The 22,633-nt window shown below is 46.0% G+C and carries 24 protein-coding genes; 12 read left to right on the top strand and 12 right to left on the bottom strand.

Annotation, left to right across the window (positions count from 1 at the left end; all coding sequences use genetic code 11):
- Window positions 1–7 precede the first annotated feature (7 nt).
- From AC6I8U_RS10655 to AC6I8U_RS10645, 3 genes are all read right to left on the bottom strand, one after another.
- Window positions 8–1,240 carry an EAL and HDOD domain-containing protein gene (locus AC6I8U_RS10655; protein WP_498018355.1) on the bottom strand — a complete coding sequence of 411 codons (1,233 nt, stop codon included), beginning with the start codon at window positions 1,238–1,240 and terminating at the stop codon, window positions 8–10.
- A gap of 90 nt (window positions 1,241–1,330) precedes the next feature.
- Complete coding sequence (lpxH, locus tag AC6I8U_RS10650) at window positions 1,331–2,062, bottom strand: UDP-2,3-diacylglucosamine diphosphatase (protein ID WP_498016834.1); 732 nt, start codon at window positions 2,060–2,062, stop codon at window positions 1,331–1,333.
- A 39-nt stretch (window positions 2,063–2,101) separates the two neighbouring features.
- Complete coding sequence (locus AC6I8U_RS10645; protein WP_042474457.1) at window positions 2,102–2,596, bottom strand: peptidylprolyl isomerase; 495 nt, start codon at window positions 2,594–2,596, stop codon at window positions 2,102–2,104.
- 239 nt (window positions 2,597–2,835) lie between these two features.
- On the opposite strand from AC6I8U_RS10645, the gene cysS reads away from it, so the two are divergent.
- Window positions 2,836–4,218, top strand: a complete 1,383-nt coding sequence (cysS, locus tag AC6I8U_RS10640) for a cysteine--tRNA ligase (RefSeq protein ID WP_234494056.1) — start codon at window positions 2,836–2,838, stop codon at window positions 4,216–4,218.
- A 59-nt stretch (window positions 4,219–4,277) separates the two neighbouring features.
- Window positions 4,278–4,856, top strand: a complete 579-nt coding sequence (locus tag AC6I8U_RS10635) for a thymidine kinase (protein ID WP_042474462.1) — start codon at window positions 4,278–4,280, stop codon at window positions 4,854–4,856.
- A gap of 77 nt (window positions 4,857–4,933) precedes the next feature.
- Here the strand turns inward: AC6I8U_RS10635 and AC6I8U_RS10630 are convergent, their stop codons facing one another.
- Both AC6I8U_RS10630 and AC6I8U_RS10625 read right to left on the bottom strand, forming a co-directional pair.
- Window positions 4,934–5,776: an NAD-dependent epimerase/dehydratase family protein gene (locus AC6I8U_RS10630; protein WP_498016833.1), complete on the bottom strand. Its 843-nt coding sequence runs from the start codon at window positions 5,774–5,776 to the stop codon at window positions 4,934–4,936.
- Between the two features lies 1 nt (window position 5,777).
- Entirely contained in the window at window positions 5,778–6,662 is an 885-nt protein-coding gene (locus AC6I8U_RS10625; RefSeq protein WP_498016832.1) for a LysR family transcriptional regulator, read from the bottom strand.
- Between the two features lie 97 nt (window positions 6,663–6,759).
- Here AC6I8U_RS10625 and AC6I8U_RS10620 point away from each other — a divergent pair, with 97 nt between their 5' ends.
- The gene (locus AC6I8U_RS10620; RefSeq protein WP_498016831.1) at window positions 6,760–7,206 is read left to right on the top strand and encodes a PACE efflux transporter; all 447 of its coding nucleotides are present in this window, start codon (window positions 6,760–6,762) and stop codon (window positions 7,204–7,206) included.
- A 19-nt stretch (window positions 7,207–7,225) separates the two neighbouring features.
- On the opposite strand, the gene AC6I8U_RS10615 is transcribed toward AC6I8U_RS10620, so the two are convergent.
- Both AC6I8U_RS10615 and AC6I8U_RS10610 read right to left on the bottom strand, forming a co-directional pair.
- Window positions 7,226–7,651, bottom strand: a complete 426-nt coding sequence (locus AC6I8U_RS10615; RefSeq protein WP_498016830.1) for a hypothetical protein — start codon at window positions 7,649–7,651, stop codon at window positions 7,226–7,228.
- A gap of 263 nt (window positions 7,652–7,914) precedes the next feature.
- On the bottom strand, window positions 7,915–8,148 hold the full coding sequence (locus AC6I8U_RS10610) for a TIGR02647 family protein (RefSeq protein ID WP_042474566.1): 234 nt from the start codon (window positions 8,146–8,148) through the stop codon (window positions 7,915–7,917).
- 259 nt (window positions 8,149–8,407) lie between these two features.
- On the opposite strand from AC6I8U_RS10610, the gene AC6I8U_RS10605 reads away from it, so the two are divergent.
- Both AC6I8U_RS10605 and focA read left to right on the top strand, forming a co-directional pair.
- A complete protein-coding gene (locus tag AC6I8U_RS10605; RefSeq protein WP_498016829.1) occupies window positions 8,408–9,592 on the top strand; it encodes a hypothetical protein in 1,185 nt (394 codons plus the stop codon).
- A 232-nt stretch (window positions 9,593–9,824) separates the two neighbouring features.
- A complete protein-coding gene (focA, locus tag AC6I8U_RS10600; protein ID WP_498016828.1) occupies window positions 9,825–10,667 on the top strand; it encodes a formate transporter FocA in 843 nt (280 codons plus the stop codon).
- Window positions 10,668–10,709: 42 nt separating this feature from the next.
- Here the strand turns inward: focA and AC6I8U_RS10595 are convergent, their stop codons facing one another.
- Window positions 10,710–10,931 carry a hypothetical protein gene (locus AC6I8U_RS10595; protein WP_042474481.1) on the bottom strand — a complete coding sequence of 74 codons (222 nt, stop codon included), beginning with the start codon at window positions 10,929–10,931 and terminating at the stop codon, window positions 10,710–10,712.
- A 185-nt stretch (window positions 10,932–11,116) separates the two neighbouring features.
- Window positions 11,117–11,911 carry an ABC transporter permease gene (locus AC6I8U_RS10590; protein ID WP_498016827.1) on the bottom strand — a complete coding sequence of 265 codons (795 nt, stop codon included), beginning with the start codon at window positions 11,909–11,911 and terminating at the stop codon, window positions 11,117–11,119.
- Between the two features lie 428 nt (window positions 11,912–12,339).
- On the opposite strand from AC6I8U_RS10590, the gene torE reads away from it, so the two are divergent.
- From torE to AC6I8U_RS10570, 4 genes are all read left to right on the top strand, one after another.
- Window positions 12,340–12,516, top strand: coding sequence for a trimethylamine N-oxide reductase system protein TorE (torE, locus tag AC6I8U_RS10585; protein ID WP_042499363.1), 177 nt, complete (start codon window positions 12,340–12,342; stop codon window positions 12,514–12,516).
- A 44-nt stretch (window positions 12,517–12,560) separates the two neighbouring features.
- A complete protein-coding gene (gene torC, locus AC6I8U_RS10580) occupies window positions 12,561–13,742 on the top strand; it encodes a pentaheme c-type cytochrome TorC (RefSeq protein ID WP_234494048.1) in 1,182 nt (393 codons plus the stop codon).
- Window positions 13,743–13,766: 24 nt separating this feature from the next.
- Window positions 13,767–16,229, top strand: a complete 2,463-nt coding sequence (gene torA, locus AC6I8U_RS10575; protein WP_498016826.1) for a trimethylamine-N-oxide reductase TorA — start codon at window positions 13,767–13,769, stop codon at window positions 16,227–16,229.
- A gap of 103 nt (window positions 16,230–16,332) precedes the next feature.
- Window positions 16,333–18,087, top strand: coding sequence for a glycoside hydrolase family 36 protein (locus tag AC6I8U_RS10570; protein ID WP_498016825.1), 1,755 nt, complete (start codon window positions 16,333–16,335; stop codon window positions 18,085–18,087).
- An 8-nt stretch (window positions 18,088–18,095) separates the two neighbouring features.
- On the opposite strand, the gene AC6I8U_RS10565 is transcribed toward AC6I8U_RS10570, so the two are convergent.
- Entirely contained in the window at window positions 18,096–19,334 is a 1,239-nt protein-coding gene (locus AC6I8U_RS10565; protein WP_498016824.1) for a putative manganese transporter, read from the bottom strand.
- A gap of 207 nt (window positions 19,335–19,541) precedes the next feature.
- Here AC6I8U_RS10565 and AC6I8U_RS10560 point away from each other — a divergent pair, with 207 nt between their 5' ends.
- The 3 genes from AC6I8U_RS10560 to AC6I8U_RS10550 all read left to right on the top strand — a co-directional run bounded on the left by AC6I8U_RS10560 (window position 19,542) and on the right by AC6I8U_RS10550 (window position 21,599).
- A complete protein-coding gene (locus AC6I8U_RS10560) occupies window positions 19,542–20,447 on the top strand; it encodes a manganese-dependent inorganic pyrophosphatase (protein WP_112462057.1) in 906 nt (301 codons plus the stop codon).
- 130 nt (window positions 20,448–20,577) lie between these two features.
- Window positions 20,578–20,964, top strand: a complete 387-nt coding sequence (locus tag AC6I8U_RS10555) for a DUF2750 domain-containing protein (protein WP_042477479.1) — start codon at window positions 20,578–20,580, stop codon at window positions 20,962–20,964.
- Window positions 20,965–21,065: 101 nt separating this feature from the next.
- On the top strand, window positions 21,066–21,599 hold the full coding sequence (locus tag AC6I8U_RS10550; RefSeq protein WP_498018354.1) for a phosphatase PAP2 family protein: 534 nt from the start codon (window positions 21,066–21,068) through the stop codon (window positions 21,597–21,599).
- Window positions 21,600–21,649: 50 nt separating this feature from the next.
- Here the strand turns inward: AC6I8U_RS10550 and AC6I8U_RS10545 are convergent, their stop codons facing one another.
- The gene (locus AC6I8U_RS10545; RefSeq protein WP_042477477.1) at window positions 21,650–21,967 is read right to left on the bottom strand and encodes an HI1450 family dsDNA-mimic protein; all 318 of its coding nucleotides are present in this window, start codon (window positions 21,965–21,967) and stop codon (window positions 21,650–21,652) included.
- 3 nt (window positions 21,968–21,970) lie between these two features.
- Window positions 21,971–22,537, bottom strand: coding sequence for an elongation factor P-like protein EfpL (efpL, locus tag AC6I8U_RS10540; RefSeq protein ID WP_128648540.1), 567 nt, complete (start codon window positions 22,535–22,537; stop codon window positions 21,971–21,973).
- Between the last annotated feature and the right edge of the window lie 96 nt (window positions 22,538–22,633).

Raw genomic sequence — 22,633 nt, 5'->3', positions numbered from 1 at the left:
AATGAGTTTATAGGTGCGTATTGTATGCTGACTCGATAGCGAGTAAGTCTTCAGTCCACTTAATGGCGTCATCGTAGTATCGAGCAAGCTTATCGTCACTGATCTCCAGCTTATCTCGTAGAGCGATAACCGTCGTCCAGTCTGCGCTCTCATACGCTTTTACTAGCGATAGGATATTACCAAGAGTGCCTTGCTTAGTGACGAGCGCTGCTTTCACTAGGTTGTCGATAGGCATTTTTTCAACTAGCTCTTCAAGCGGCTGATCAAATAACGAGTCGAGCAGCGAGAACATGCCGGTTAGAAAGCCTAACCCCTCATCAATATTGCTATTGATGTCTTTTAATAGCAGTTCGCAGAAACGCGCACGTTGAATCGACAAGCTATACAGGCTGTCGGGTTTGTCATCTTGTGTAGAAGTAATCGCAACCAGTGAAATAAACTTTCGTAAACGCTCTTCACCTAAGTAGACGAGTGCTTGCTTGAAAGATTTGATCTCAGAGCGGATGAGGTACGATGCATTCACAAACGTCAGCAGTTTATATGACAAGGTTACGTCTAATGAAATCAAACGCTCAAGCTCATCATAATTGATATCTGAGTTAGCAATTTCCTTACACAGTTGAACCACAGTCAAGAAAGAAGGTTTGATCTGTTTGCGGCGGATTAATTGCGGTCGACTGAAAAAGTAGCCCTGGAACTGATTAAATCCGACTTCTTTTGCAAGCTCGAACTCTTCGTACGTCTCTACTTTTTCGGCTAAGAAAGTGATGTTGTGTGGCTTGAGCCTTTCAATCAGTGTTTGCGCTTTTTTCAGCGAATACTGTCGTATGTCGATCTTTATGATCGAAGTGTACGGTAAGAATGGCAGCCACTCTTTCTTTGGCACAAAATCATCGAGTGCAATGGTATACCCTGCTTGAGACATTTTTTTGATAGCAGAAAGTAACTCAGCGGTAGGCTCACAGCTTTCGAGAATTTCGATGACAAGATTATCCTTAGGAAACAGTGTCGGGACCATGTTAACCAAGCTTTGATAAGGGAAGTTAACAAAGCCTAATTTATCGCCTATCGTACTGTAATGTGTAGCAAGGAAGTGTTCAGACAGGAGTCTATTTGTCGCGAGTTCTGGGTCGATATCTGGGAAGGTGTTATTGGGCCCATCCCTAAATAGCAGCTCATAGCCAACAGTTTTTTGGTCGCTATCCAGAATAGGCTGTCTAGCGATGTATGAGTATTTCAAATTCTGCATCGGTATCTCAAAAACGTTCACACATAGTAACGTTTAATTGCTTTGTTTGACTATGAAACTATCGAATTTTCGAGCGTTAGTTCATGGTTTGTTGAAAAAACGTGTCTCTAAGCGTTGTGATTGGGGCTCGCAGACTAAAACAGAGCCTTGTTCATACCAATCCCCAAGAACTATTCGTGTCATTGCTTGGCTGTTGGATTCGAAATGGTGTGTGCCTGGTCTATGGGTGTGCCCATGAATCATCAAGTCTGTCTCTGTGGTATTCATCAACGCAACCACTTCATCTTGGTTTACATCCATAATATCAAGTGACTTAGTGGTCTTGACCTCACGGATATCGCCCTGGATCTTATTAACAATACGTCGTCTTGTAAAGAACGGAAGGCGATTAAATATCCATTGCAACCAAGGCATATGAACTTTAGCTCTAAATTTCTGGTACTTGATATCGTCAGTGCACAGGGTATCACCATGCAAGATCACGGCTTTTCTGCCGTACAAGTCAATCACTGTATGCTCATCGAGCAGCGTCATTCCTGTTTCTTTGCAGAAGCGATGGCTTAGGAGAAAGTCTCGGTTACCTTGAATGAAGTAAGTGGGAACACCTTTGTCGGTTAGTTGGCGAAATTCTTGTTTGATTGTCGCTGCGAAATCGGAGGGATCATCATCGCCAATCCAGAATTCAAATAAGTCGCCAAGCACATACAAGGCGTCAGCATGTACCGCTTCATTGCGCATGAAATTGACAAAGCATTCCGTTGTTTGAGGTAACTGAGGCGAGAGGTGTAAGTCAGAAATGAATAGTGTTGTCATAATTTACTAAAAGGGAGGGCGAGCCCTCCCTTATAACGATTACTCGTGAATCGTAGAGCCAGTGATGATCACTTCTTCAAGAGGAACATCTTGGTGCATGCCCATTGAGCCAGTGCTCACACCTTTAATCTTGTTAACGATGTCCATACCTTCAACAACTTCAGCAAATACACAGTAACCCCAACCGTCCAGGCTCTCTGAGCGGAAGTCTAGGAAAGTGTTGTCGTTTACGTTAATGAAGAATTGAGAGCTCGCTGAGTGCGGTTCCATAGTACGCGCCATAGCCAAAGTACCCACTTTGTTGCTAAGACCGTTGTTTGCTTCGTTTTTGATTGGTGCACGAGTTGCCTTCTCTTTAAGGCCAGATGTCATGCCACCACCTTGGATCATGAAACCGTCGATAACACGGTGGAATAGCGTGTTGTCGTAGAAACCATCGCGGCAGTATTGTAGGAAGTTTGCACTTGTTTCAGGTGCTTTCTCTTCGTTCAATTGAATCTTGATGTCGCCGAAATTAGTGTGAAGGGTGATCATGATGAATACCTATTCGTGTTTTTATGTTTGAAGCCATGATTCTAGCCTAACTCACTGTACAAGCAATAGTTGAAATACGCATATCGCGAATAAAAGGAATGCTTTTTGTTCAGTCTGGCCTAAGTTGGCAAAAAACTCCCTCGAAAACCTAAGATTTCTTCGCTTAATCGCTCCATTCTGTGAAGCTTTATGGTTATAATCGCCGATACATTTTAAACGTAATAGTTCAGATAGAGATCATGTTAAAAATATACAACACACTGACGCGACAAAAAGAGGAATTCAAACCTATTCATGCTGGTAAAGTCGGCATGTATGTCTGTGGGGTCACTATTTACGATCTCTGTCACATCGGTCATGGTCGTACATTTGTTTCTTTCGACGTGGTATCTCGCTACCTTCGTTACGTAGGCTACGATCTCACGTTCGTGCGCAACATTACCGATATCGATGACAAAATTATCAAACGTGCAAACGAAAACGGTGAGTCATGTGATTCACTGACAGAGCGCCTTATCGGTGAAATGCACGCTGATTTCGATGCACTGAACATGAAGCGCCCAGACGTTGAACCTCGCGCAACAGAATTTATCGCAGAGATCATCGCATTGGTTGAAAAGTTGATCGAGCGTGGTTTTGCTTACGTGGCGAGCAATGGCGATGTCATGTTTGAAGTGGGTAAGTTTGACGAGTATGGCAAGCTATCTAAGCAGGATCTTGACCAACTGCAAGCTGGTGCTCGCGTAGACGTTGAAAGCGCGAAACGCAGTCCGCTTGACTTCGTGCTTTGGAAAATGTCTAAGCCAGGTGAGCCTACTTGGGAATCACCATGGGGCGCTGGTCGTCCAGGTTGGCATATCGAGTGTTCAGCGATGAACTCTTCTATTCTTGGTGACCACTTCGATATTCATGGCGGCGGTTCGGATCTTCAGTTCCCGCACCACGAAAACGAAATTGCTCAGTCATGCTGTGCACACGATACTCAGTACGTGAACACTTGGATGCACAGTGGCATGGTGATGGTCGACAAAGAAAAAATGTCTAAGTCGCTAGGCAACTTCTTCACAATTCGCGACGTGCTAGGTCACTACGATGCAGAGACGGTTCGTTATTTCCTAATGTCTGGCCATTACCGCAGCCAGCTTAACTACAGTGAAGACAACCTAAACCAAGCGCGCTCAGCACTAGAGCGTCTGTACACGTCGCTACGCGGCCTTGATACAAAGGCTGAGCCTACAGGCGGTGAAGAATATGTGACTCGCTTTACGACCGCGATGAACGATGACTTCAATACCCCAGAAGCGTACTCAGTGCTGTTCGACATGGCTCGTGAAATTAACCGCCTGAAGACGGTTGATCTGGCAGAAGCAAGTCAACTTGGTGCGCTAATGCGTGAGCTGGCTGATGTGATCGGTATCCTTCACCAAGACCCTGAGTCTTTCCTGAAAGGCGATGCGGGTAATGACGATGAAGTGGCTGAGATCGAAGCGTTGATCAAACTACGTAATGACTCTCGTGCTTCTAAAGATTGGGCGAATGCCGATCTGGCTCGCGACAAACTGAACGAGTTGGGTATCATCCTTGAAGATGGTCCAGAAGGCACGACTTGGCGTCGTAAATAATTGTTATCTAGCCCTTGCTTGCAAGGGCTTCTTTTTAGTTTCAGATTTGGTGTAACACTTTGGCTCAGATGTACTTCTATTACTCGGCAATGAATGCGGGTAAATCGACAACACTTCTTCAATCTTCGTTTAACTATCAAGAGCGTGGCATGACGCCACTTATTTATACAGCAGCACTAGATGATCGCTACGGCGTCGGTAAAGTGAGCTCTCGTATTGGCTTGCAATCCGAAGCGCAACTGTTTAAATCGGATTCAAACCTGTTTGATGAGATCGCCGCTATTAATGCAGAGACCCCACGACATTGTATCTTGGTTGACGAATGCCAGTTCCTAAGTAAAGAACAGGTGTATCAGCTTACCGAAGTGGTCGACAAACTCAACATCCCAGTGCTTTGCTACGGCTTGAGAACTGACTTTTTGGGCGAGTTATTTGAAGGTAGCAAACACCTTCTTGCTTGGGCGGATAAATTAATTGAGCTTAAAACCATTTGTCACTGCGGTCGCAAGGCCAACATGGTGATTCGAACTGACGAGCACGGTAAAGCTATCGCCGAAGGTGATCAGGTTGCGATTGGTGGCAACGATAAATATGTCTCTGTTTGCCGTCAGCACTATAAAGAAGCGCTTGGTAAGTAACTTTCCACAGTAATTGAAAACGGAGCCGGTGATAGGCTCCCTTTTCTTATCTGCAAAAGCGTATTAGGACACTGCAATCAAAGGGCGTCTAAGGTACTTTGGTACTTAAAGTGGTAGCCAAGACTTTGTAGTTTGTCGCTGGAAATCGTCTTATCAGGTACCGAGTTGACCAAGTTGAGAGACGTGTCGAGTCCTACCGCTCTCAATGCTGCTCGATAGAAAGTGACCTTGTCGCAAGAGCGTGGAGTCGTGGCATTGACGACGCTTGCGTCGATATGTTCTAGCGCAAACACGACTGATCCAATGGCATCGTCTAAATGCAGCATGTTTGCTGTTGCTTGGTCGCTCACGCTCTTGAGTTTGGATGCAAACCTTGAAGGGTGTCTGTTAGGACCAAACAAGCCACTGCAACGAACAATCGCATAATCGAGTGTTGAATTGCGGACGTATTCTTCTGCGGTCAGCATGATAATAGCCTTGGCACTAAAGTCCTCTCTGCCTTTCGCAGTCGGAAGACGAGCCATATCCTCGGTCATTATCTCAGCGCGATCTGGGTACACAGAGGTTGAACTGACCATGACTAGCTTTTTGACGCCAGCACTTTTCGCCATCTTGCAGAGCGTTTCCCATTGGGAGGCGTACAAGGCACCGCCACCTGTGCGAAATCCGGGCGGGAAACAACCGATGATGGTATCGACATCAAGATTGATAAGTTGATTGGTGACCGCAAGCTGTTTGTCTTCGCTGCTGAGCTCTGAAAGGTTTAGCGCAATTGCGTTTAAATCAGCTTGTTCCAGTTCATTAACCCCTTCAGCCGTCGTGCGTGTAGCGGTAACGTCATAGCCTTTATTGATGAGTGACTTGGCGAGTGGGAGCCCTAACCAGCCTGCGCCAACAATTAGTACTTTATTCTCATTCATGCTAGCCCTCCTGGAAATTTTGTTTGAGTAGTTCTCTTAATCTCCGATGACCAAGATCCTTACTCTTACTTGAGTGTTGAATAATGCTGACGTTAATGATTGCTGATACCTTCTCAAACTCTACAGGTACTGGGATAATTTTTCCTTGCTCAATGGCACTTTTTGCCAGGTAACTCGGAATATAAGTCCAACCAAACCCGGCAATGCACCACTCTAGGAGCATTTGATAGCTGTCCGAGTACCAAATATCTGGGCTCAGTGCTTGTTGTACATTACTTGATTTTGAGTTTCTTGAGCTAATACAAAGCTGGCGGTGGAGGCTGAGTATCTCTAGATGAGGAGCTACCGTCTTAGCGAGAGGGTGGTCGGTCGCAATATAAATATCAAACTCCATTGACCCAATGCTTTCAAAATCTAACGCGAATGGTATAGACAAGTCTTCGTGGACTAGTGCCGATGTCGCCCTCCCAGTTTGTACCATCTCTATCGCGTCGTTACTTGAGGCAAAAAGAACCTCAAGCTCAAGCCTAGGGAACTCCTCAGATAAGGTGCGGATGATGGGCGTGACGCGGTCAAAAGGAATACCTTCATCAATAGTGAGTACTATAGGTTGGATATCCTTTAGAGTGAGACTGTCGACGCGCTCGGTTAGCCGATTATGTTGCACCATGGCAGCCTTGGCATAAGGCAACAGTTTTTCTCCTTCTTCCGTTAACACTGGATATCGACCTCGACGATCGAATAACTCCACCCCACAATCGATCTCAAGGTTCATAATATTTTGGCTAACGGCGGATTGTACTTTGCCAAGTTTACGAGCAGCACCAGAAAATGAGCCTGCTTCGACGGTGGTGATAAAGGCTTCGATTTGTTCAACACTTAACATATCAGTTATCCTGATGTTACGTAACTTTCTATGAACTTAAGCTTAATTGATAATGCACTAATTGCTAGTTCTAAATACTGAGTTAGGTGTTAAGTATATGAGTGTAAAAGAAAGGCTTTTCCATGCAGTACTGTTTGAATTAACTGCACTTTCTATCATTATTCCTGTTGCCTCCATTGCGATAGGGACAAAATCCCTACAAATGATGATCATTGGTGTTGGGATGAGTGTTTTTACGGTTATCTGGAACTACGTGTATAACGTACTGTTTGATCGGTTGCTACCCGGAGAGCGCAGTGAACGCAGCATGATGACAAGAGTCGGTCATGCACTCGGTTTTGAGGGGGGATTGATCATTTTTACAATCCCTGCAATAGCTTGGTTGTTACAGGTTTCTTTGTTGACTGCGCTGGTTATCGAAGCGGGCTTTTTGGTGTTTTTCTTCTTTTTTACGGCTGCCTTTAACTGGACGTACGACAAATGGACCCCTTACAGACACTGCGTGTCATGGTGGCAAAGAGATAAGAAATGCCCGACAAACTAGTTGGCGGGCAATGCGATCATTAATGCGCGTAACGAATGGCGTTGTCGATGATGTTCGTCGCATTGTAGGTATCGATGTGGCTTTCATTGCCTTCAACGCGAATGGTAAATCCAGTTTCATTCAACAAAGATGATGCATACTCAACGGGGATTAGACAGCGCACCAGTTGGGTCAGCCCGCGATTACATTGATAATCGATATAATCAGATAGATTGATTTGCTTGCCATCAGCAAAGGTCATCTCGATGCAGTTAGCGTCTTTGACACGTTCAGCGACAAAGTCGAGTGAGACGTTAATAACATCGGCACTCGGCGCTTTGTGGATTGAAATACTCTTGACAAGGTCAAGGTTACATCGCGCCTCTGCGACATGTCCGTAGTGAAAGTTATGCAAGACCCAGTAACCAGCAGTCAGTGTTTCACGATTATATTGATTGTTGTCCATCTTATCTTCCTCGAACGATTTACTGACACCTATGTTACTTTTTCTATAGTAGATACATAAGTAACAAACTAGAAGATACTATTTTAAAACAGGATGTTACAGGTTACTTACTGCGTAATTCTGTAGTTAGTAATTGGCAGTGTCTAAGAGGGGGTATGTCAGCGGTTGGCGCAACAAGTCGGGAAGGAGGCAAGGTACGTTGAATCCGATGAAAAGTGGCAACGGGTCGCCGCTACCACTCTTCTATGTCTATGGTTAACTATCTATGAGCTTAGCACTCGTAAAATTTTGTCCGCGCACTCTGCTACTTCAATCCCTTCATCCGTCAAGTATCCACCATCAGGCAATGTGCATAGTCCTTTGTCATAGAGTCTTTGGACTGCTTTTTGCATGTCTTCACTCGCGTCATGGTGAACTTTAATTCCCGTTGCCGCACTGCTGATATCGAATTGCAGTAATAGGTTCATCTCTGCGAGATGGTCTGGCGTGAATTTCATAGATTTGCCTCTTAGTTGAGATTCTTCAATCAACATAGTGCTGTTTTGCACTAATGACAATCGCAGATTGAATAAAGTGTTAGCTTGCGCCGCCTTCTGGTAATGAATCGTAATATTTTACTATTAAGTGAATGAATTATAACCAGTTAGACCTTGTTGACATGTTCTTTACGACGCAATTTGAATATAGTGATATGTTTTGCTGGTCGTTGGTTGACGAGCAAGTGTAAGGGATAGTCGTCCCTGTTTAGGAGAGTAGATGTCTACACGCAAATCAATGGTTGTATTGCTGTGTGCACTAGGTGTTGCCTCGTGTGCAAGTACTCCTAGTGTAAACGACGCTAGGGCAAATCTGAGCCCAGAGGAATTACAACAGACTCGCGGTAAGGAATATGAACAATTATCTGCGACGTTTGATTATTGGTCGAAAGCACTTGAAGGTGCCGAGTCGCTAAGAGTGTACGCACCAGAAAACTATCGCGAGATGATGTCGTCGTGGAAAAGTGCACATGCCCTTTTCGTTGAAATAAGAAAAGATCCCAATCAGATCGATGCAAAGCATTCAGTATTTTCGAGCGAGACCTATGCGGTAGGATTCCGCGATCGTATCAATTCAGTCGAATACAACTACAAAGCGATCCAAGGCTTGAAGAAGCAAGCGGACGAGTTGTTGGCGCCTGCGATGACAGAAATGGCTTACTTGAATAGCATTGAAGCAAGCCGCTATTTCAAACATGCAATGAATACCATGAATCGTGATTATCAGCGCCTGTTTGAGCATTTGGTCGTATCAGAGGTCGAACATGCCTCGAGCGCTCAAGACCGATTCTTAGTGAACGCAAAAGCGCTCGAGATCCGAGTTATTGATGCGAAATACGTGAAACCGTTGCAAGAACAACTCGCAACGTTAGCGAGTGCTAGGTATAACATTCTTGCTCCTGTCAGTTATGGGTACGTTGAGCAGGGTATTAATGAGCTCGCCGAGTTTGTTACTCAGTCTCCCCGCGCATTTACTGAAATCGATGAACAAGTGGACCGTATCCAGTTTCAGTTCCGTCGTCTAGAGTCTGTGGTACAAGAGGTGACCAAGCTGATTAATGTTGAGAAGTCTCAATACGAGCCATTTGTACTAGAAGCCGAATCTCGAATGTATCGGATATCGTCTGCTGCAAAAGGCAATGACTATCGCGATCAGTCTCTCTCTGCGCAATCAAATCGAATCGCGCACGATGTTGAGCGATTGAGGGCAGCCGATAACACCGAGGCACTAAAGAAAGAAAATGCCTTGTTGAAGCAGCAAATTGCCTTGTTGCAGCAACAGCAATCAGATGGCTCAGTGCCTTCTGAGAAAGCTAAAGCTGCTCAAAATACGGCGGCTGAGAATCGAGCTGAAATTGAAGCGCTGAAAAAGCTCGTTTCAGCTTTGCAAGAAAAAGCTGAATAGGCGGCCACCCCGTATAAACAGCCTCCTAGAAAGCGTCGCGATAGCGGCGCTTTTTTTTGCTTTATGCAAGTGAAGAACGAGGGCGTGAAGCGCATTTCACTCAATCCTCGGTGAGTGAGACAGCTCAATTATGGGAAATAACATTTAGCCTGAAAATAACGCTTGATTTATCGATTGATCGGAGTGATTATCCGCGCCCAATTCTAATTGTAACCAGATATGTAAGAGCAAGATGGAAATCAATCAATTTGACGCGTTGTTGCCACCTCAAATGGCGGAGCGCGCGGCAGAAGCGGGCGTAAGCAAAGCGACAAAAGATCCAATGAAATCTTTTTTACTGGCTATTACCGCCGGTTTGCACATTGGTATCGCGTTTATTTTCTATACCACAATTACCACAGGCGCAGGCGATTTACCTTGGGGCATCACTCGGTTCCTGGGTGGACTTGCTTTTAGCTTAGGTCTGGTACTCGTTATAATCACAGGTGGCGAGCTTTTCACCAGTTCGGTCCTTACTCTAGTTGCGCGAGCTAGCGGCAAAATTACTTGGGGCTCGCTGTTTAAAAACTGGCTGGTGGTTTATCTGGGCAATATGCTTGGTGCGCTGTTCTTGGTAGGTATCATGCTTACTGCAAAGCAGTATATGTTTGATGGTGGGCAAGTGGGTCTAAATACCATGCATATCGCACAACATAAACTGCACCATGATTTCTGGCAGGCAGTTGCGTTAGGCATCATGTGTAACGTATTGGTCTGTGTGGCGGTGTGGATGACGTTCAGTGGTCGTACGCTGACGGATAAAATTATTGTTATGGTTTTGCCCGTTGCCATGTTCGTTTCTGCTGGCTTTGAGCACTGTATTGCGAACATGTTCCAAGTACCAATGGCCATTGGCATTAAGAATCTTGCTTCGCCAGAGTTTTGGCAGTCTATCGGCTCGACGCCAGCAGAGTTTGCCGACCTTAACTTGATAGGATTCGTGGTGAATAACCTGATCCCCGTGACACTAGGAAACATCATTGGTGGCGGTATATTTGTGGGAATGCTTTACTGGCTTATCTACTTGCGCGATTAATCTCTGATAATAATAAAAAAAGGGCGTAGTCGCCCTTTTTTACTATCGCCAATCCGTTGTCAGTGGTGTTGACCCTTCGCACCAAATCTCGGTCGGGATAATATCGCCAACTCGCTCACCAGATTCTGTCAGTGCGTCGGGGGTACTGATTAGCCAATTACGACCAACATCTTCCTGCTCTTGCGTCATTTCTAACATACCTGCTTCCTTGATGTGACGTGATAGTCGTTTGCGAGTATCGGTGAACATACCGTTACTGCGCATCTCAGTTGCTGGTAATTTAACCGCTTAGCGTGACAATCTTATGACGATGCACTCAGATAACCTTGATCTTGAGGATCAAATTCCCGAAATACAGACAAATAATACTAAACTCAACTACTTGGTTATCCACATATCCTGTGGATAACCTGGTTTAAAGTTAGTGTGTAACCATGATCAAGCCCCTGTTATGACTGATCAAGCGGGCGAATTTTGGGCTTTCCGCTCGCTTCAAAGCCACGGTGTACGACGAGGTTTAGGCACACTGTAATTGAGATGCTCATCATTACCCAGATAGCCATCATGATCACGAGCTGATATTTGATCGCAACAACGGGACTTGCTCCGCCTAATATTTGACCAGTCATCATTCCTGGTAGTGAAACTAACCCGGTTGTTGCCATGGTGGCGAGAATTGGTGCTAGAGATTTTTGAAGCGACAAACGAATGAAAGGTAAGGTTGCCATAGGTATGGGAGCACCTAGCGAAATGGCGGCCTGATACTCACTCCAGCGACTCTCAAGCGTGCTGTAGAAGTTTTGCAAGGCGACGATATTACCACCCAAGCTATTTCCCAATAACATACCAGAAAGGGGAATCGCATACTGTGCACTGTAAAATGGGTCTGGTTGCACTGTAACCAAACAAAGTAGCGCTAGAACAGGGAGCAACCCGATTACTAATCCGACGACAACAAAGCCAACAATGGGTTTTCTCGGTAGCTTCGACTTCGTGGCGATAGCATTGGCCCCGACTAATATCATGACTGCGAGCCAGAGCAGGTTTACGACTAAGCTATTCAAATAGAAAAGATATTCTAGATAGAGCCCGACTAAAGCCAGTTGGACCGTCATCCTAATCAAGCCCACACTCGCGTCTTTGCCAATCCCCAGTTTGTAGTAGTGATTTATGGAAAATGGGATAACTAACGTTGTGGCAAACAGCAATATTTGCCACCAAGTGATGTCGACGACGTCTTGCATGAAAAGCCCTGACCTCTACTAAATGGGTAGAGGAAGTGTACTTAAATTTTCCCTTTCAATCACGCAATTCATAGATGCTAAATGCAACAAATATATAACATTTCTGGTTTCAACCTTAAGTCGACGGTTTCTAATTGCGCGTGGCTTTTATGTGCTACAAGCAAGTAATGTTGCGATAAAGTGACTATAGTTACACATTGGCAACAGTATTAATTTTTCATATCTGTTCATAAATTTACACATCGATTTTTAATTGAATACAAGTCTGGATGAACTCAAAAAACTGTTGAATAACAAGGGGTGGGCGAGCGGAATTGATTGAACCTTACTATTGGTATGGTTTAGCATTTTCCCATAGATGTTTTAAATAATTGAGCGTTCCTAGCGGAATGTTCGCGTACTGGACAACATACAAAATAGGCAAATGTATGAGTGATGTTAACAAAGTAGAAAGTGCGGAAAAGCACGGGATGGAGTGGAAATCGTTTTTCTTCATCTGTGCCGTATTCTTCCCTCTGTTGAGTGTGGCTATCGTGGGTGGCTACGGATTTATTGTTTGGATGCTCCAAATGTTCGTGTTTGGTCCTCCTGGTGTTCACGGCTAATCCCGTAATCGACATTCAATCAGCAAGTTTCAAGAGAGTTAGTCATGAAATCCTTTTTTATTAAACTTTGGCGCACTATCACTCGCCCGGCTGTTCATATCAGCCTAGGTGTGTTGACCGCTGGTGGCTTCATTGCGGGTATCGTGTTCTGGGGTGGTTTTAACACTGCGCTAGAAGCAACCAACACCGAAGAGTTTTGTATTAGCTGTCACACGATGCGTGACAACGTATACGTAGAGCTGCAAGAGACGGTTCACTGGAAAAACCACTCTGGCGTGCGTGCAACGTGCCCAGACTGTCACGTCCCCCACAACTGGACCGATAAAATTGCCCGTAAAATGCAAGCTTCGAAAGAAGTGTTCGCGCAAGTTTTCGGCGATCTAGATACACCTGAGAAATTTGAAGCGCGTCGCCTAGAGCTAGCGCGTCACGAATGGGATCGTTTCTCTGCGAACCAATCTCTAGAGTGTAAAAACTGTCATAACTATGACTCGATGGACTTCGAGTTAATGTCACCAACCGCACGTATTCAAATGAAATCAGCGGCAGAGCGTGACCAAAGCTGTGTTGACTGCCATAAAGGTATCGCACACAACCTGCCAAAAGACATGGCTGCAGCGAGTGGTATCGTTGGTGACCTAGAGCAAGTAGCAAACAGCACTTCTTACTCAAAAGGTAACTCGGTTGTTTCTATCCGTCACTTGCCTCTATACACAGATGAAACAGGCACTACGGAAGCAGGTCTATTGAGCCCTGCGAGTAAAGTAGAAATCTTGGATGTGAAAGGCGACATGATCAAAGTTGAGATTGACGGTTGGCGCAAAGCGAAAGGCTTTGGTCGCGTTATCCAAGAAGAGTTTGGTCAAAACATTTCGACTGCAATCCTTACTCGTGAAGTTTCTCAAAGCGCTGACGTAACCGTTGGTGAGAAGAAAGAAGACGAGCTAACAGGTTTGCCTTGGGAAGAAGTGGCGGTTGACCTATGGATGAAACAAGAATCTATGGTTACTGACTTCACTCCAATTTGGAGCGCAGCAGGTGAAGCGTATGTAACGAACTGTTCTACTTGTCACACACAGCCTGATGTAGCGCACTTTAGTGCAAACGGCTGGGTAGGCATGCTAGACGGTATGATCGCATTCGTTAACTTCGATACAGATACAGAAGCCTTAGTTCTTAAGTATCTACAGAAGCACTCTTCAGATTACGCTGAAGGTCACCACTAATAAGACGTCAATTGGAGTTATAAAATGGCAATTACAAGAAGAAGCTTCCTTAAAGGCGTTGCAGGGTCGAGTGCAGCAACACTAATCGGTCCTAGCCTGTTGGCGTCAGCATCTGCAAGCGCCGCTGAAACCGATGGCACCTGGAAGGTATCTGGTTCACACTGGGGCGCGTTTCGCGCCCGAGTTTGGGGTGGTAAGGTTCAAGAAATCAAACCGCTAGAAGTCGATAAATACCCAACAGACATGTTGGATGGCATTAAAGGTATTATCTACAGCCCTTCACGCGTTCGTTATCCAATGGTTCGCCTAGACTGGCTGAAAAAGCACAAGTACGCGGCTGAGACTCGTGGTAACAACCGTTTCGTGCGTGTCACTTGGGACGAAGCATTAGACTTGTTCTACCGTGAGCTAGAGCGTGTTCAGAAAGACTACGGTCCATGGGCACTTCACACAGGTCAAACAGGTTGGCGTCAAACCGGTCAGATGCATAGCTGTAACAACCATATGCAACGCGCTATGGGCTTACACGGGTATTCTGTGAAGAAAGTAGGTGACTACTCAACAGGTGCTGGTCAAACAATCCTGCCATACGTTTTGGGTTCAACCGAAGTATATGCACAAGGTACGTCTTGGGAACTGATCCTAGAGAACAGTGACAACATCATTCTCTGGGCAAACGACCCTGTGAAGAACCTTCAGGTTGGCTGGACATGTGAAACGCACGAGTCATTCGCGTATCTAGAGCAGCTGAAAGAGAAGGTAGCCAAAAAAGAAATCAACGTTATCTCTGTAGACCCTGTGAAGAACAAAACACAGCGCTACCTAGGCAACGAACATCTTTATGTGAACCCACAGTCAGACGTAGCATTCATGCTAGGTATGGCACACGTACTGTATAACGAAGATCTTCACGACAAGGAATTTATCGATACTTATTGCCTAGGTTTCGATGATTTCATCAAGTACGTTCAAGGTGAAACTAAAGACAAAGTTGAGAAAACGCCAGAATGGGCAGCTGAAATTTGTGGCGTGTCTGCTGACAAGATCCGCGAATTCGCTCGCATGCTGGTTAAAGGTCGTACACAGATCTTGTTTGGCTGGTGTATCCAACGCCAAGAGCATGGCGAACAGCCATATTGGATGGGTGCGGTACTTGCTGCAATGATCGGCCAAATTGGTCTACCTGGTGGCGGCGTGTCATATGGTCACCACTACTCAGGTATCGGTGTACCGTCAACTGGATTCGCGGCTCCTGGCTCATTCCCGTTGAACATCGATCAAGGTCAGACGCCTAAGCACACGAACCAAGATTTCAACGGTTACAGCCGTGTAATCCCAGTAGCTCGTTGGGTGGATGCGCTGCTTGAGCCGGGTAAGAAGATCAATTCAAACGGTTCTGTGGTAACGCTTCCTGACGTGAAGATGATGGTGTTTAGTGGTAACAACCCTTGGCATCACCACCAAGACCGTAACCGTATGAAGAGAGCGTTCCGTAACCTTCACACGGTTGTGTCTATCGACTTCGCTTGGACGGCAACCTGTCGCTTTGCGGATATCGTGCTGCCAGCATGTACTCAGTTTGAGCGCAACGATATTGATGGCTATGGTGCATACTCAGGCCGCGGTCTGATTGCGATGCACAAGCTAGTTGACCCATTGTTCCAGTCGAAGACTGACTTCGACATCATGACAGAGCTAACCGCTCGCTGGGGCCGTTCTGACGACTACACTCGTGGCATGAACGAGATGGAGTGGGTGAAAACGCTTTACAACAACTGTAAAGAAGCGAACAAAGGTAAGTTCGATCTTCCGGAGTTTGAAGAGTTCTGGGAAAAAGGCTTCCTAGATTTCGGTACAGGTAAACCTTGGGTACGTCATGCTGACTTCCGTGAAGATCCAGAGATCAACGCACTAGGTACACCTTCTGGCTTTATCGAGATCACTAGCCGTACTATCGGTAACATGAACTACGAGCATTGCCAAGAACACCCAATGTGGTTTGAAAAGTCTGAACGTTCACACGGTGGACCAGGCTCTGACAAACACCCATACTGGCTACAATCTTGCCACCCGGACAAGCGCCTACACTCACAAATGTGTGAGTCGGAAGAATTCCGTGCAACATACGCGGTTCAGGGTCGTGAGCCTATCTACATCAACCCTGAAGATGCGAAGTCCAAGGGCATTAAAGATGGTGATCTAGTACGCGTGTTCAACGATCGTGGTCAGCTACTGGCTGGTGCGGTTGTGACCGATAGCTATGCTGCGGGTGTGGTTCGTATCGAGGAAGGTGCTTGGTATGGCCCGCTAAACGAGAAGATTGGCGCGCTAGATACTTACGGCGATCCAAACACGCTTACGCAAGATATCCCATCTTCTGAGCTAGCACAGGCAACATCTGCGAACACTTGCTTGGTGGACTTCGAGAAGTTCACTGGCAAGGTACCGCCAGTTACTGCGTTTGGTGGTCCAATCGAGGTCGTATAACGTCTCGAAGTGCCAACTAGAACACAAAACCCATCGGTAACGATGGGTTTTTTTTTACCTAACAATATACTCAATATGTATAGGACAAAAAGATTGAGTAATAATGACCGAGTATATTCCTGTCTCTCCAGAGCTTGATGCTCTAGCAATAAATCCACACATTGAGGTGCGCCTTGATGGCAAGGAACTGACGTTCCATTATCAAAGTGTTCTTATCCAATCTTTACCTACTCGAACGCCTCTCGTGCGATTTGAAAATCAGATTGAGGCCAGTGCACAGCTATTGGGTGATGGTTTTCAAATGCTGTGTCAAACCACGGGTAAAGTTGGCGCACTGGTCGATGTTGGACGCTGCCCAGATAACAATGAAAGCTATCGAATCTACCCGGCGGATGCACCGCAGCGATTTTACAACTACCTAGTGATTGAGCAGTCGACGGGCTTTCAGCTTTATGGCTTTACCTCATGTCATCGCTTTGCAGGTTTTTTTGAGGTCGAGCAAAATGGTCACAGCCTAGATGTGGTTGCCTGCCTCGATGGTGAGGACAGTGATCCACAACACTGGGAGAGTAATGCACTAGAGTCTCTAGTTGTGATTCATGGTAACAGCTTAGAAAGCATTTATGCACAATATGCGGATTGCATAGCGAATCACCACCCGGCCAAGCAAGGGGTGAGTCAAAACAGTCCAATTGGCTGGTGCTCTTGGTATGCCTATTATGCCGAAGTGACCAAGCAGAACGTCATCGACAACACCCTTGTTATGAGTGAACAGATGACTGACCTTGAGTGGGTGCTGCTTGATGACGGATACCAAGCCTTTATGGGTGATTGGCTATCGCCTTCAGACAAATTTGAAGGTGGTGTTCAATCAGTGATAACCAGCATTAGAGAGCAGGGCAAAAAACCTGCGATTTGGATGGCTCCCTTTATTGCTCAGGTGGAATCGGACATCTTTAGAGATCATCCCGATTGGTTTTTAAGACATCCATCTGGTGAGTTACTTAAAGCTGAGGATGTTACCTATGGAGGCTGGCGCTGTACCCCTTGGTATATTTTGGATGCGACACATCCAGAGGTTCAGGCGCATCTCACCAAGGTAGTAAAAACAATGCGCGAAGAGTGGGGGGTAGAGTTATTTAAACTCGATGCCAACTATTGGGGGACGCTAAAGGGTTCGCGATATCAGCGCGGTGCGACAGGAGTCGAAGCGTATCGCTTGGGTATGGCTGCGATCAACGAAGGTGCAGGCGATGCCTTAGTGCTTGGCTGTAACGCGCCTATGTGGCCATCCTTGGGGCTTGTTGATGCCATGCGCGTCTCCGATGATGTAGAGCGCAATATTCATCGTTTCGAGCAGATAGCGAAAGAAACGTTTTATCGCAGCTGGCAGCATCAACGCCTTTGGTTGATTGACCCTGACTGTGCCACCTTTACCTCTTTACCAAATCAAGGTACCGACCGCCAAGCGTATGAGTTCCACCGTGATGTGCTGCTGGCCTCAGGTGGACTGTTGTTATCGGGCGATCCGTTGCCAGAGCTGACACCTTTTGCACAAGAGACGTTAATGCGCTTAGTCGCAAGACAAAAGCAGACCAATAACGCCTCTGTGTTTACGTCATTATCACTTAATCATTCAACACTTAAGTTGTCAGAAGAGAGAAGACTGCATTGCTTGTTCCACTACGATGATGATGTCAATGAGTACACGCTAACGACAGAATTTCCAAGTGATTGGTACGATTTCTGGACAGGAGAAAAGCTCAATGATGATCCGATGCAGATTCAAATCGTCCCCGTAAATCGAGGACTAAGCAGCCGAGCGATTGTGTCGATCGTACATCTTTCTGACGACTAGAAACTGAGTTAGATTTCGAACAGCCAATAGTATCCGTAGCCTGCAATCAGCGCTGGTAAAGCAGAATAGAACGTCGCGACCAGCGCTGCCTTAGGCGCCAGAGCAATCGCCGGGAATAAGGCATCGCCATCGTTAGAAAGGGCATTGGAGATTTGCGCAGATAAGGGCATTGCTCCGGTCAGGTAAAGGCTGGTCACCAAAATTTGAGGTCCACAACCCGGCAGCAGACCAACTAACATCCCAATAAATGGCATATAAACGCCATATCCAGATAAAGCATTGCCCAAGTTTATGTGGGCAAAATGAACCGACAGCTCAAACGTTAGAAAAGCGACAATAACCCATGCACTCACAAAGTGGGTGTCTTGTGCGGCTTTTTGCATTGGGTGCGATGTTGAGGCTTTATTATCTTCTGCGACCGTACTTTGGTAATCCTTAATCTCTTTAGTAAACGCCCAAAGAAACATCATCACTACCGCTAGTATCGCGCCTGTCCACTCAATGGTGCCTTGTGAAACTCCAATTACCGCATTGATATCGATTTGAAAAGACATGGCAAAGGCGATGAGCATTGCTGGCACGATTAACCATGACCAGAATAGCCCTTGGAGGTTAATGACCTTCCTCTGTAAAGGGTTACTACCACTAAGACAAGTGTCACATCCGCAGTTTGCCGAGGAGGTGACGGTGCTTAACATTGAACTGATTTTACCTTCAGGGCTCGGACGCAAGAAGTCTTCACAATGAAGGCGATTGATTATCAGCCCAGTGATAGAACCGACAACAACACCTAACGCCATCATCCCAAATCCAATACTAGGTTGACTGGCGAGTAATAAGAACGCTGCGTCACCCATCGTTGCCGTTAACACGGCGACGACGGAACCAAATCCAACACGCCCCGCCACAAACTGGGTAGTGACAATGATGGCGCCACCACAACCTGGCAAAGCTCCTAATGCTGATGAAAACAAAACTTGGTAGGTGGGAGACTGATGATACAACTCGACAACTCGATTTTTGCTCGAGATCATCCGTGCGACTTGATGGTAGACAACAAGGGTGAAGGCAACGTAACAGGATACAGCCCAGAATGCATCCGCTAATGCGTTCATAGTGACGTCACGAGTCCCAGTATTGAGCAACAGCACCGAGAGAGCTACCGGCAACAATAACCGTTTATACTTAGGTGCAAATTGGTCGACGGACAATCCATCTTTAAAGCCAAGTGTTTTTGCCAGATACATAAGTGACACTAGGTGTAAATGATAATGATTATCAAGTATATCCTTATGAGAATAATTCTCAATAATATTTATGGTTCTGGGTGACGAAAGAATCGGCCCAATCGCACATCAACCGATGACAAATCGCGAAAATCAGGTAAAGTATCGCCCCTGTGAGAGTAATACAGGCGATCTCGCCTGAATGATCAGAATTAGTTAGGAAGCAAAATGATTTTAGTTGTCGGTCATAAAAACCCAGATAGTGATAGCATTTGTGGTGCACTTGTTGCTGCAGAACTTCTAAAGGCTCGTGGTCTTGAAGCGACGCCAGTTCGTCAAGGCGAGATTAACCGTGAGACGCAACACATTCTTGCAACAGCAGGCGTTGACCAACCAGAACTACGCACAAGCGTTGCTGGTGAAAAAGTTTGGCTAGTAGACTACACAGATCTAGCGCAAGCGCCGGACGATATCAACGAAGCAGAAATCCTAGGTATTGTTGACCATCACCGTCTAGGTGATGTGATGACAGTAAACCCTCTTGAAGCTTGGATCTGGCCTGTAGGTTGTACTTGTACCATCCTATTTAACCTATTCAAGATGGAGCAAGCAGAAATCACTCGCCCACTAGCGGTTCTAATGATGTCTGCAATCCTATCTGACACAGTAGGTTTCGCATCTCCAACTTGTACTCAAAAAGACAAAGATGCCGTTCTAGAACTAGCACAAATCGCTGGTGTTGAAGATCTAGACGCGTTCATCAAAGATCTATTGATCGCTAAAACAAACATCGAAGGTCTATCTGCTGCTGAACTAGTAGAAAAAGATCTTAAAGCGTACCCATTCAATGGTCGTGACGTGGTAGTTGGTCAGGTTGAGCTTGCGACACTTGAGCAAGTTGATGGCATGATCGAAGCACTAGAAGCTGATCTAACTCGCCGCTGCGAAGAAGAAGGTCTTGCTTTCGCTGCTGTAATGCTAACAGACATCACAACCGCTCAAACTCGTCTAATCTACAAAGGTGAGTGGGCTGAGAAGCTTGTTAAGCATGAAAAAGACGGCATGCTAATGATGGAAAACACACTGAGCCGTAAGAAGCAAGGCTGGCCTTGGCTACAAAACGAGCTAGTGTAACTTTTCACTAAGTCTTACAAAGCCCTAGTTACCATGACAAAAGGTCATTGGTGCTGGGGTTTTTTAATTCCGATATTCTAGACTTAACACTAGTTTCTAGAGTGACAAATAAACTAAAAGGCGCGCTGCAATGGCATTAGAACAACATCAAATTGATGAAATCTCTCGTTACGATGAAGAGAAAAGACTGAAGTACAGTGTGAAAACCATGGTACAAGAACGTCAAATCTGGATTCTGACGGACGAGCACGGTTGTGTCATGCTCAATACGGAAGATGAAGATTGCGTTCCTGTATGGCCGCATCAAGAGCTGGCTGAGCAGTGGGCTACGGGCGAGTGGGATAATTGTAAAGCTGAAGCGATTTCACTCAATAAATGGCACAGCCGTTGGACTTACGGTCTTGAAGACGACGAGCTTGCTGTTGTGGTATTCCCTAACCAAAATGAAGAGGGTGTGGTGCTGTTTCCAGAAGAGTTCGATTTTGAACTAAAGAAACAGTCTGCGAAAGCTCGCTAACAAAAACACGCTTCAAACCGTAATAAGACATTTCATACGGTATGCAGAAAAACAAAGATGATGTAAACTCTCTGCTCATCATTCCCTGCTTACCGTTTGTTATGTCACGTCTTTTTCTACTTCTCACTCTTATCACCTATATTCCGCTCAGCCACGCAACCAATAAAGATGCTTGGAATACCTTCAGCGACATAGGTGCATATGGTTTGGTGGGCCTTGCTGCTGGATTGCCTGCTTATCAAGACGATTGGGAAGGGGTTTGGCAAGCGGGCTTGAGTATCGGCTCAGCTTCTGCCATTGGGCTTGTTGGCAAATACACGTTTGACGCGCCGCGACCCGATGGTAGCGACAACAATAGCTTTCCCTCCAATCATACCGCCAATGCTTTTGCTGCAGCGACGACGCTTCATATTCGTCAAGGTTGGCAAGTAGGCCTTCCTGCATACGGGGTAGCAGCACTTGTCGGTGTCGGGCGCGTTCAAGCGGATAAGCACTATTGGCGTGATGTAGCAGCAGGCGCCGCAATTGGTGTGTTCACCGGTTGGCTGTTTACCGATAAGCTTGATGAAAACGTTCATTTAACTCCGTATGCGGGTTCACGCGGAGCAGGCATGTCTGTAACGTACGTTTGGTGATTACAACAAAAAGCCCAGCGATGCTGGGCTTTGTTCGATTTGGTTTGACGCTAATCGCGCTTCCAAAGAATGTGGCAGAACTTATTGTCAGGATCACGGCTCACAAGTAAGCGCGCGAACACATCATCCAACACATCGTCTTCTTCGTTTACTAGGCCAATGCGAACCTCCGCATAGCTTTCATCAACCTCAAAGCCAACATGTTCCACCCAATCAGCGCCCGTCTCTACAATCTCAGCAGCGCCGCGATCATCGAACTGTGCGGTGAATAAGATTACGTCAGCAGCCTCAAGGTTATCAGGCGCCATTTCTAGGAAGATATCGTACGCCGCTTCGATCACGTCATCGTATGAAATGAGTTCTGACATAACTTACGCTCGGTTCATGTATTTGCGTTCTGCAGTGTTGATCACTACGCGGTCACCCTGTGCAATGTACTCAGGTACTTGCACAGTCAGGCCTGTTGATAGACGAGCTGGCTTAGTACGCGCAGACGCTGAAGCCCCTTTGATTGAAGGGTCTGTCTCTTCGATCACTAGCTCAACAGACGATGGTAGCTCAAGGCCAACCGCGCTGCCGTTCACTAGGATAACTTGAACACCTTGCGTGTCTTCGTTGATGAACAGTAGATCATCTTCGATTTCATCGTGCTTGAATGTGAACTGGCTGTAGTCTTCGTTATCCATGAAGATGTACTCATCGCCGTCAACGTAAGAGAAAGTTACGTTGCGCTTGTTCATTTCTACCGTTTCAAGTGTGTCATCTGATTTGAAACGCTCATCAACTCTAGAGCCTGTTGCCAAATCAGTACAACGTAGCTTGTAGATCTTAGCGCCGCCACGGCCACCTGGAGTGGTGACTTCGATATCTTTGATTAGCAACGTTTTGCCATTTGACTCAATCGCAAAACCTTTTTTAAGCTCACTTGCCTTAGGCATGGAATATTTCCTTCGTTTTTTGTATAGACAGTCAATTATACGTTCGAAATCTAGGTTTGCTCAAGAAGGGAATTGTGTCTCACCTGCCACAAATCA

It is taken from the genome of Vibrio sp. KUL80 (assembly GCF_059725495.1).
This window is presented reverse-complemented; position numbering and strand designations above follow the sequence as displayed.

Excerpts from the sequence above, each read along its gene's own strand:
- AC6I8U_RS10595 (WP_042474481.1), bottom strand. The coding sequence starts at position 10,931 with ATGCGCAGTAACGGTATGTTCACCGATACTCGCAAACGACTATCACGT.
- torC (WP_234494048.1), top strand. The coding sequence starts at position 12,561 with ATGAAATCCTTTTTTATTAAACTTTGGCGCACTATCACTCGCCCGGCT.
- AC6I8U_RS10630 (WP_498016833.1), bottom strand. The coding sequence starts at position 5,776 with ATGAATGAGAATAAAGTACTAATTGTTGGCGCAGGCTGGTTAGGGCTC.
- focA (WP_498016828.1), top strand. The coding sequence starts at position 9,825 with ATGGAAATCAATCAATTTGACGCGTTGTTGCCACCTCAAATGGCGGAG.
- AC6I8U_RS10620 (WP_498016831.1), top strand. The coding sequence starts at position 6,760 with ATGAGTGTAAAAGAAAGGCTTTTCCATGCAGTACTGTTTGAATTAACT.
- lpxH (WP_498016834.1), bottom strand. The coding sequence starts at position 2,062 with ATGACAACACTATTCATTTCTGACTTACACCTCTCGCCTCAGTTACCT.
- AC6I8U_RS10610 (WP_042474566.1), bottom strand. The coding sequence starts at position 8,148 with ATGAAATTCACGCCAGACCATCTCGCAGAGATGAACCTATTACTGCAA.
- torA (WP_498016826.1), top strand. The coding sequence starts at position 13,767 with ATGGCAATTACAAGAAGAAGCTTCCTTAAAGGCGTTGCAGGGTCGAGT.
- AC6I8U_RS10545 (WP_042477477.1), bottom strand. The coding sequence starts at position 21,967 with ATGTCAGAACTCATTTCATACGATGACGTGATCGAAGCGGCGTACGAT.
- efpL (WP_128648540.1), bottom strand. The coding sequence starts at position 22,537 with ATGCCTAAGGCAAGTGAGCTTAAAAAAGGTTTTGCGATTGAGTCAAAT.
- AC6I8U_RS10570 (WP_498016825.1), top strand. The coding sequence starts at position 16,333 with ATGACCGAGTATATTCCTGTCTCTCCAGAGCTTGATGCTCTAGCAATA.
- AC6I8U_RS10645 (WP_042474457.1), bottom strand. The coding sequence starts at position 2,596 with ATGATCACCCTTCACACTAATTTCGGCGACATCAAGATTCAATTGAAC.
- AC6I8U_RS10625 (WP_498016832.1), bottom strand. The coding sequence starts at position 6,662 with ATGTTAAGTGTTGAACAAATCGAAGCCTTTATCACCACCGTCGAAGCA.
- AC6I8U_RS10555 (WP_042477479.1), top strand. The coding sequence starts at position 20,578 with ATGGCATTAGAACAACATCAAATTGATGAAATCTCTCGTTACGATGAA.
- AC6I8U_RS10615 (WP_498016830.1), bottom strand. The coding sequence starts at position 7,651 with ATGGACAACAATCAATATAATCGTGAAACACTGACTGCTGGTTACTGG.
- AC6I8U_RS10605 (WP_498016829.1), top strand. The coding sequence starts at position 8,408 with ATGTCTACACGCAAATCAATGGTTGTATTGCTGTGTGCACTAGGTGTT.
- AC6I8U_RS10550 (WP_498018354.1), top strand. The coding sequence starts at position 21,066 with ATGTCACGTCTTTTTCTACTTCTCACTCTTATCACCTATATTCCGCTC.
- AC6I8U_RS10560 (WP_112462057.1), top strand. The coding sequence starts at position 19,542 with ATGATTTTAGTTGTCGGTCATAAAAACCCAGATAGTGATAGCATTTGT.
- AC6I8U_RS10590 (WP_498016827.1), bottom strand. The coding sequence starts at position 11,911 with ATGCAAGACGTCGTCGACATCACTTGGTGGCAAATATTGCTGTTTGCC.
- cysS (WP_234494056.1), top strand. The coding sequence starts at position 2,836 with ATGTTAAAAATATACAACACACTGACGCGACAAAAAGAGGAATTCAAA.
- AC6I8U_RS10565 (WP_498016824.1), bottom strand. The coding sequence starts at position 19,334 with ATGTATCTGGCAAAAACACTTGGCTTTAAAGATGGATTGTCCGTCGAC.
- torE (WP_042499363.1), top strand. The coding sequence starts at position 12,340 with ATGAGTGATGTTAACAAAGTAGAAAGTGCGGAAAAGCACGGGATGGAG.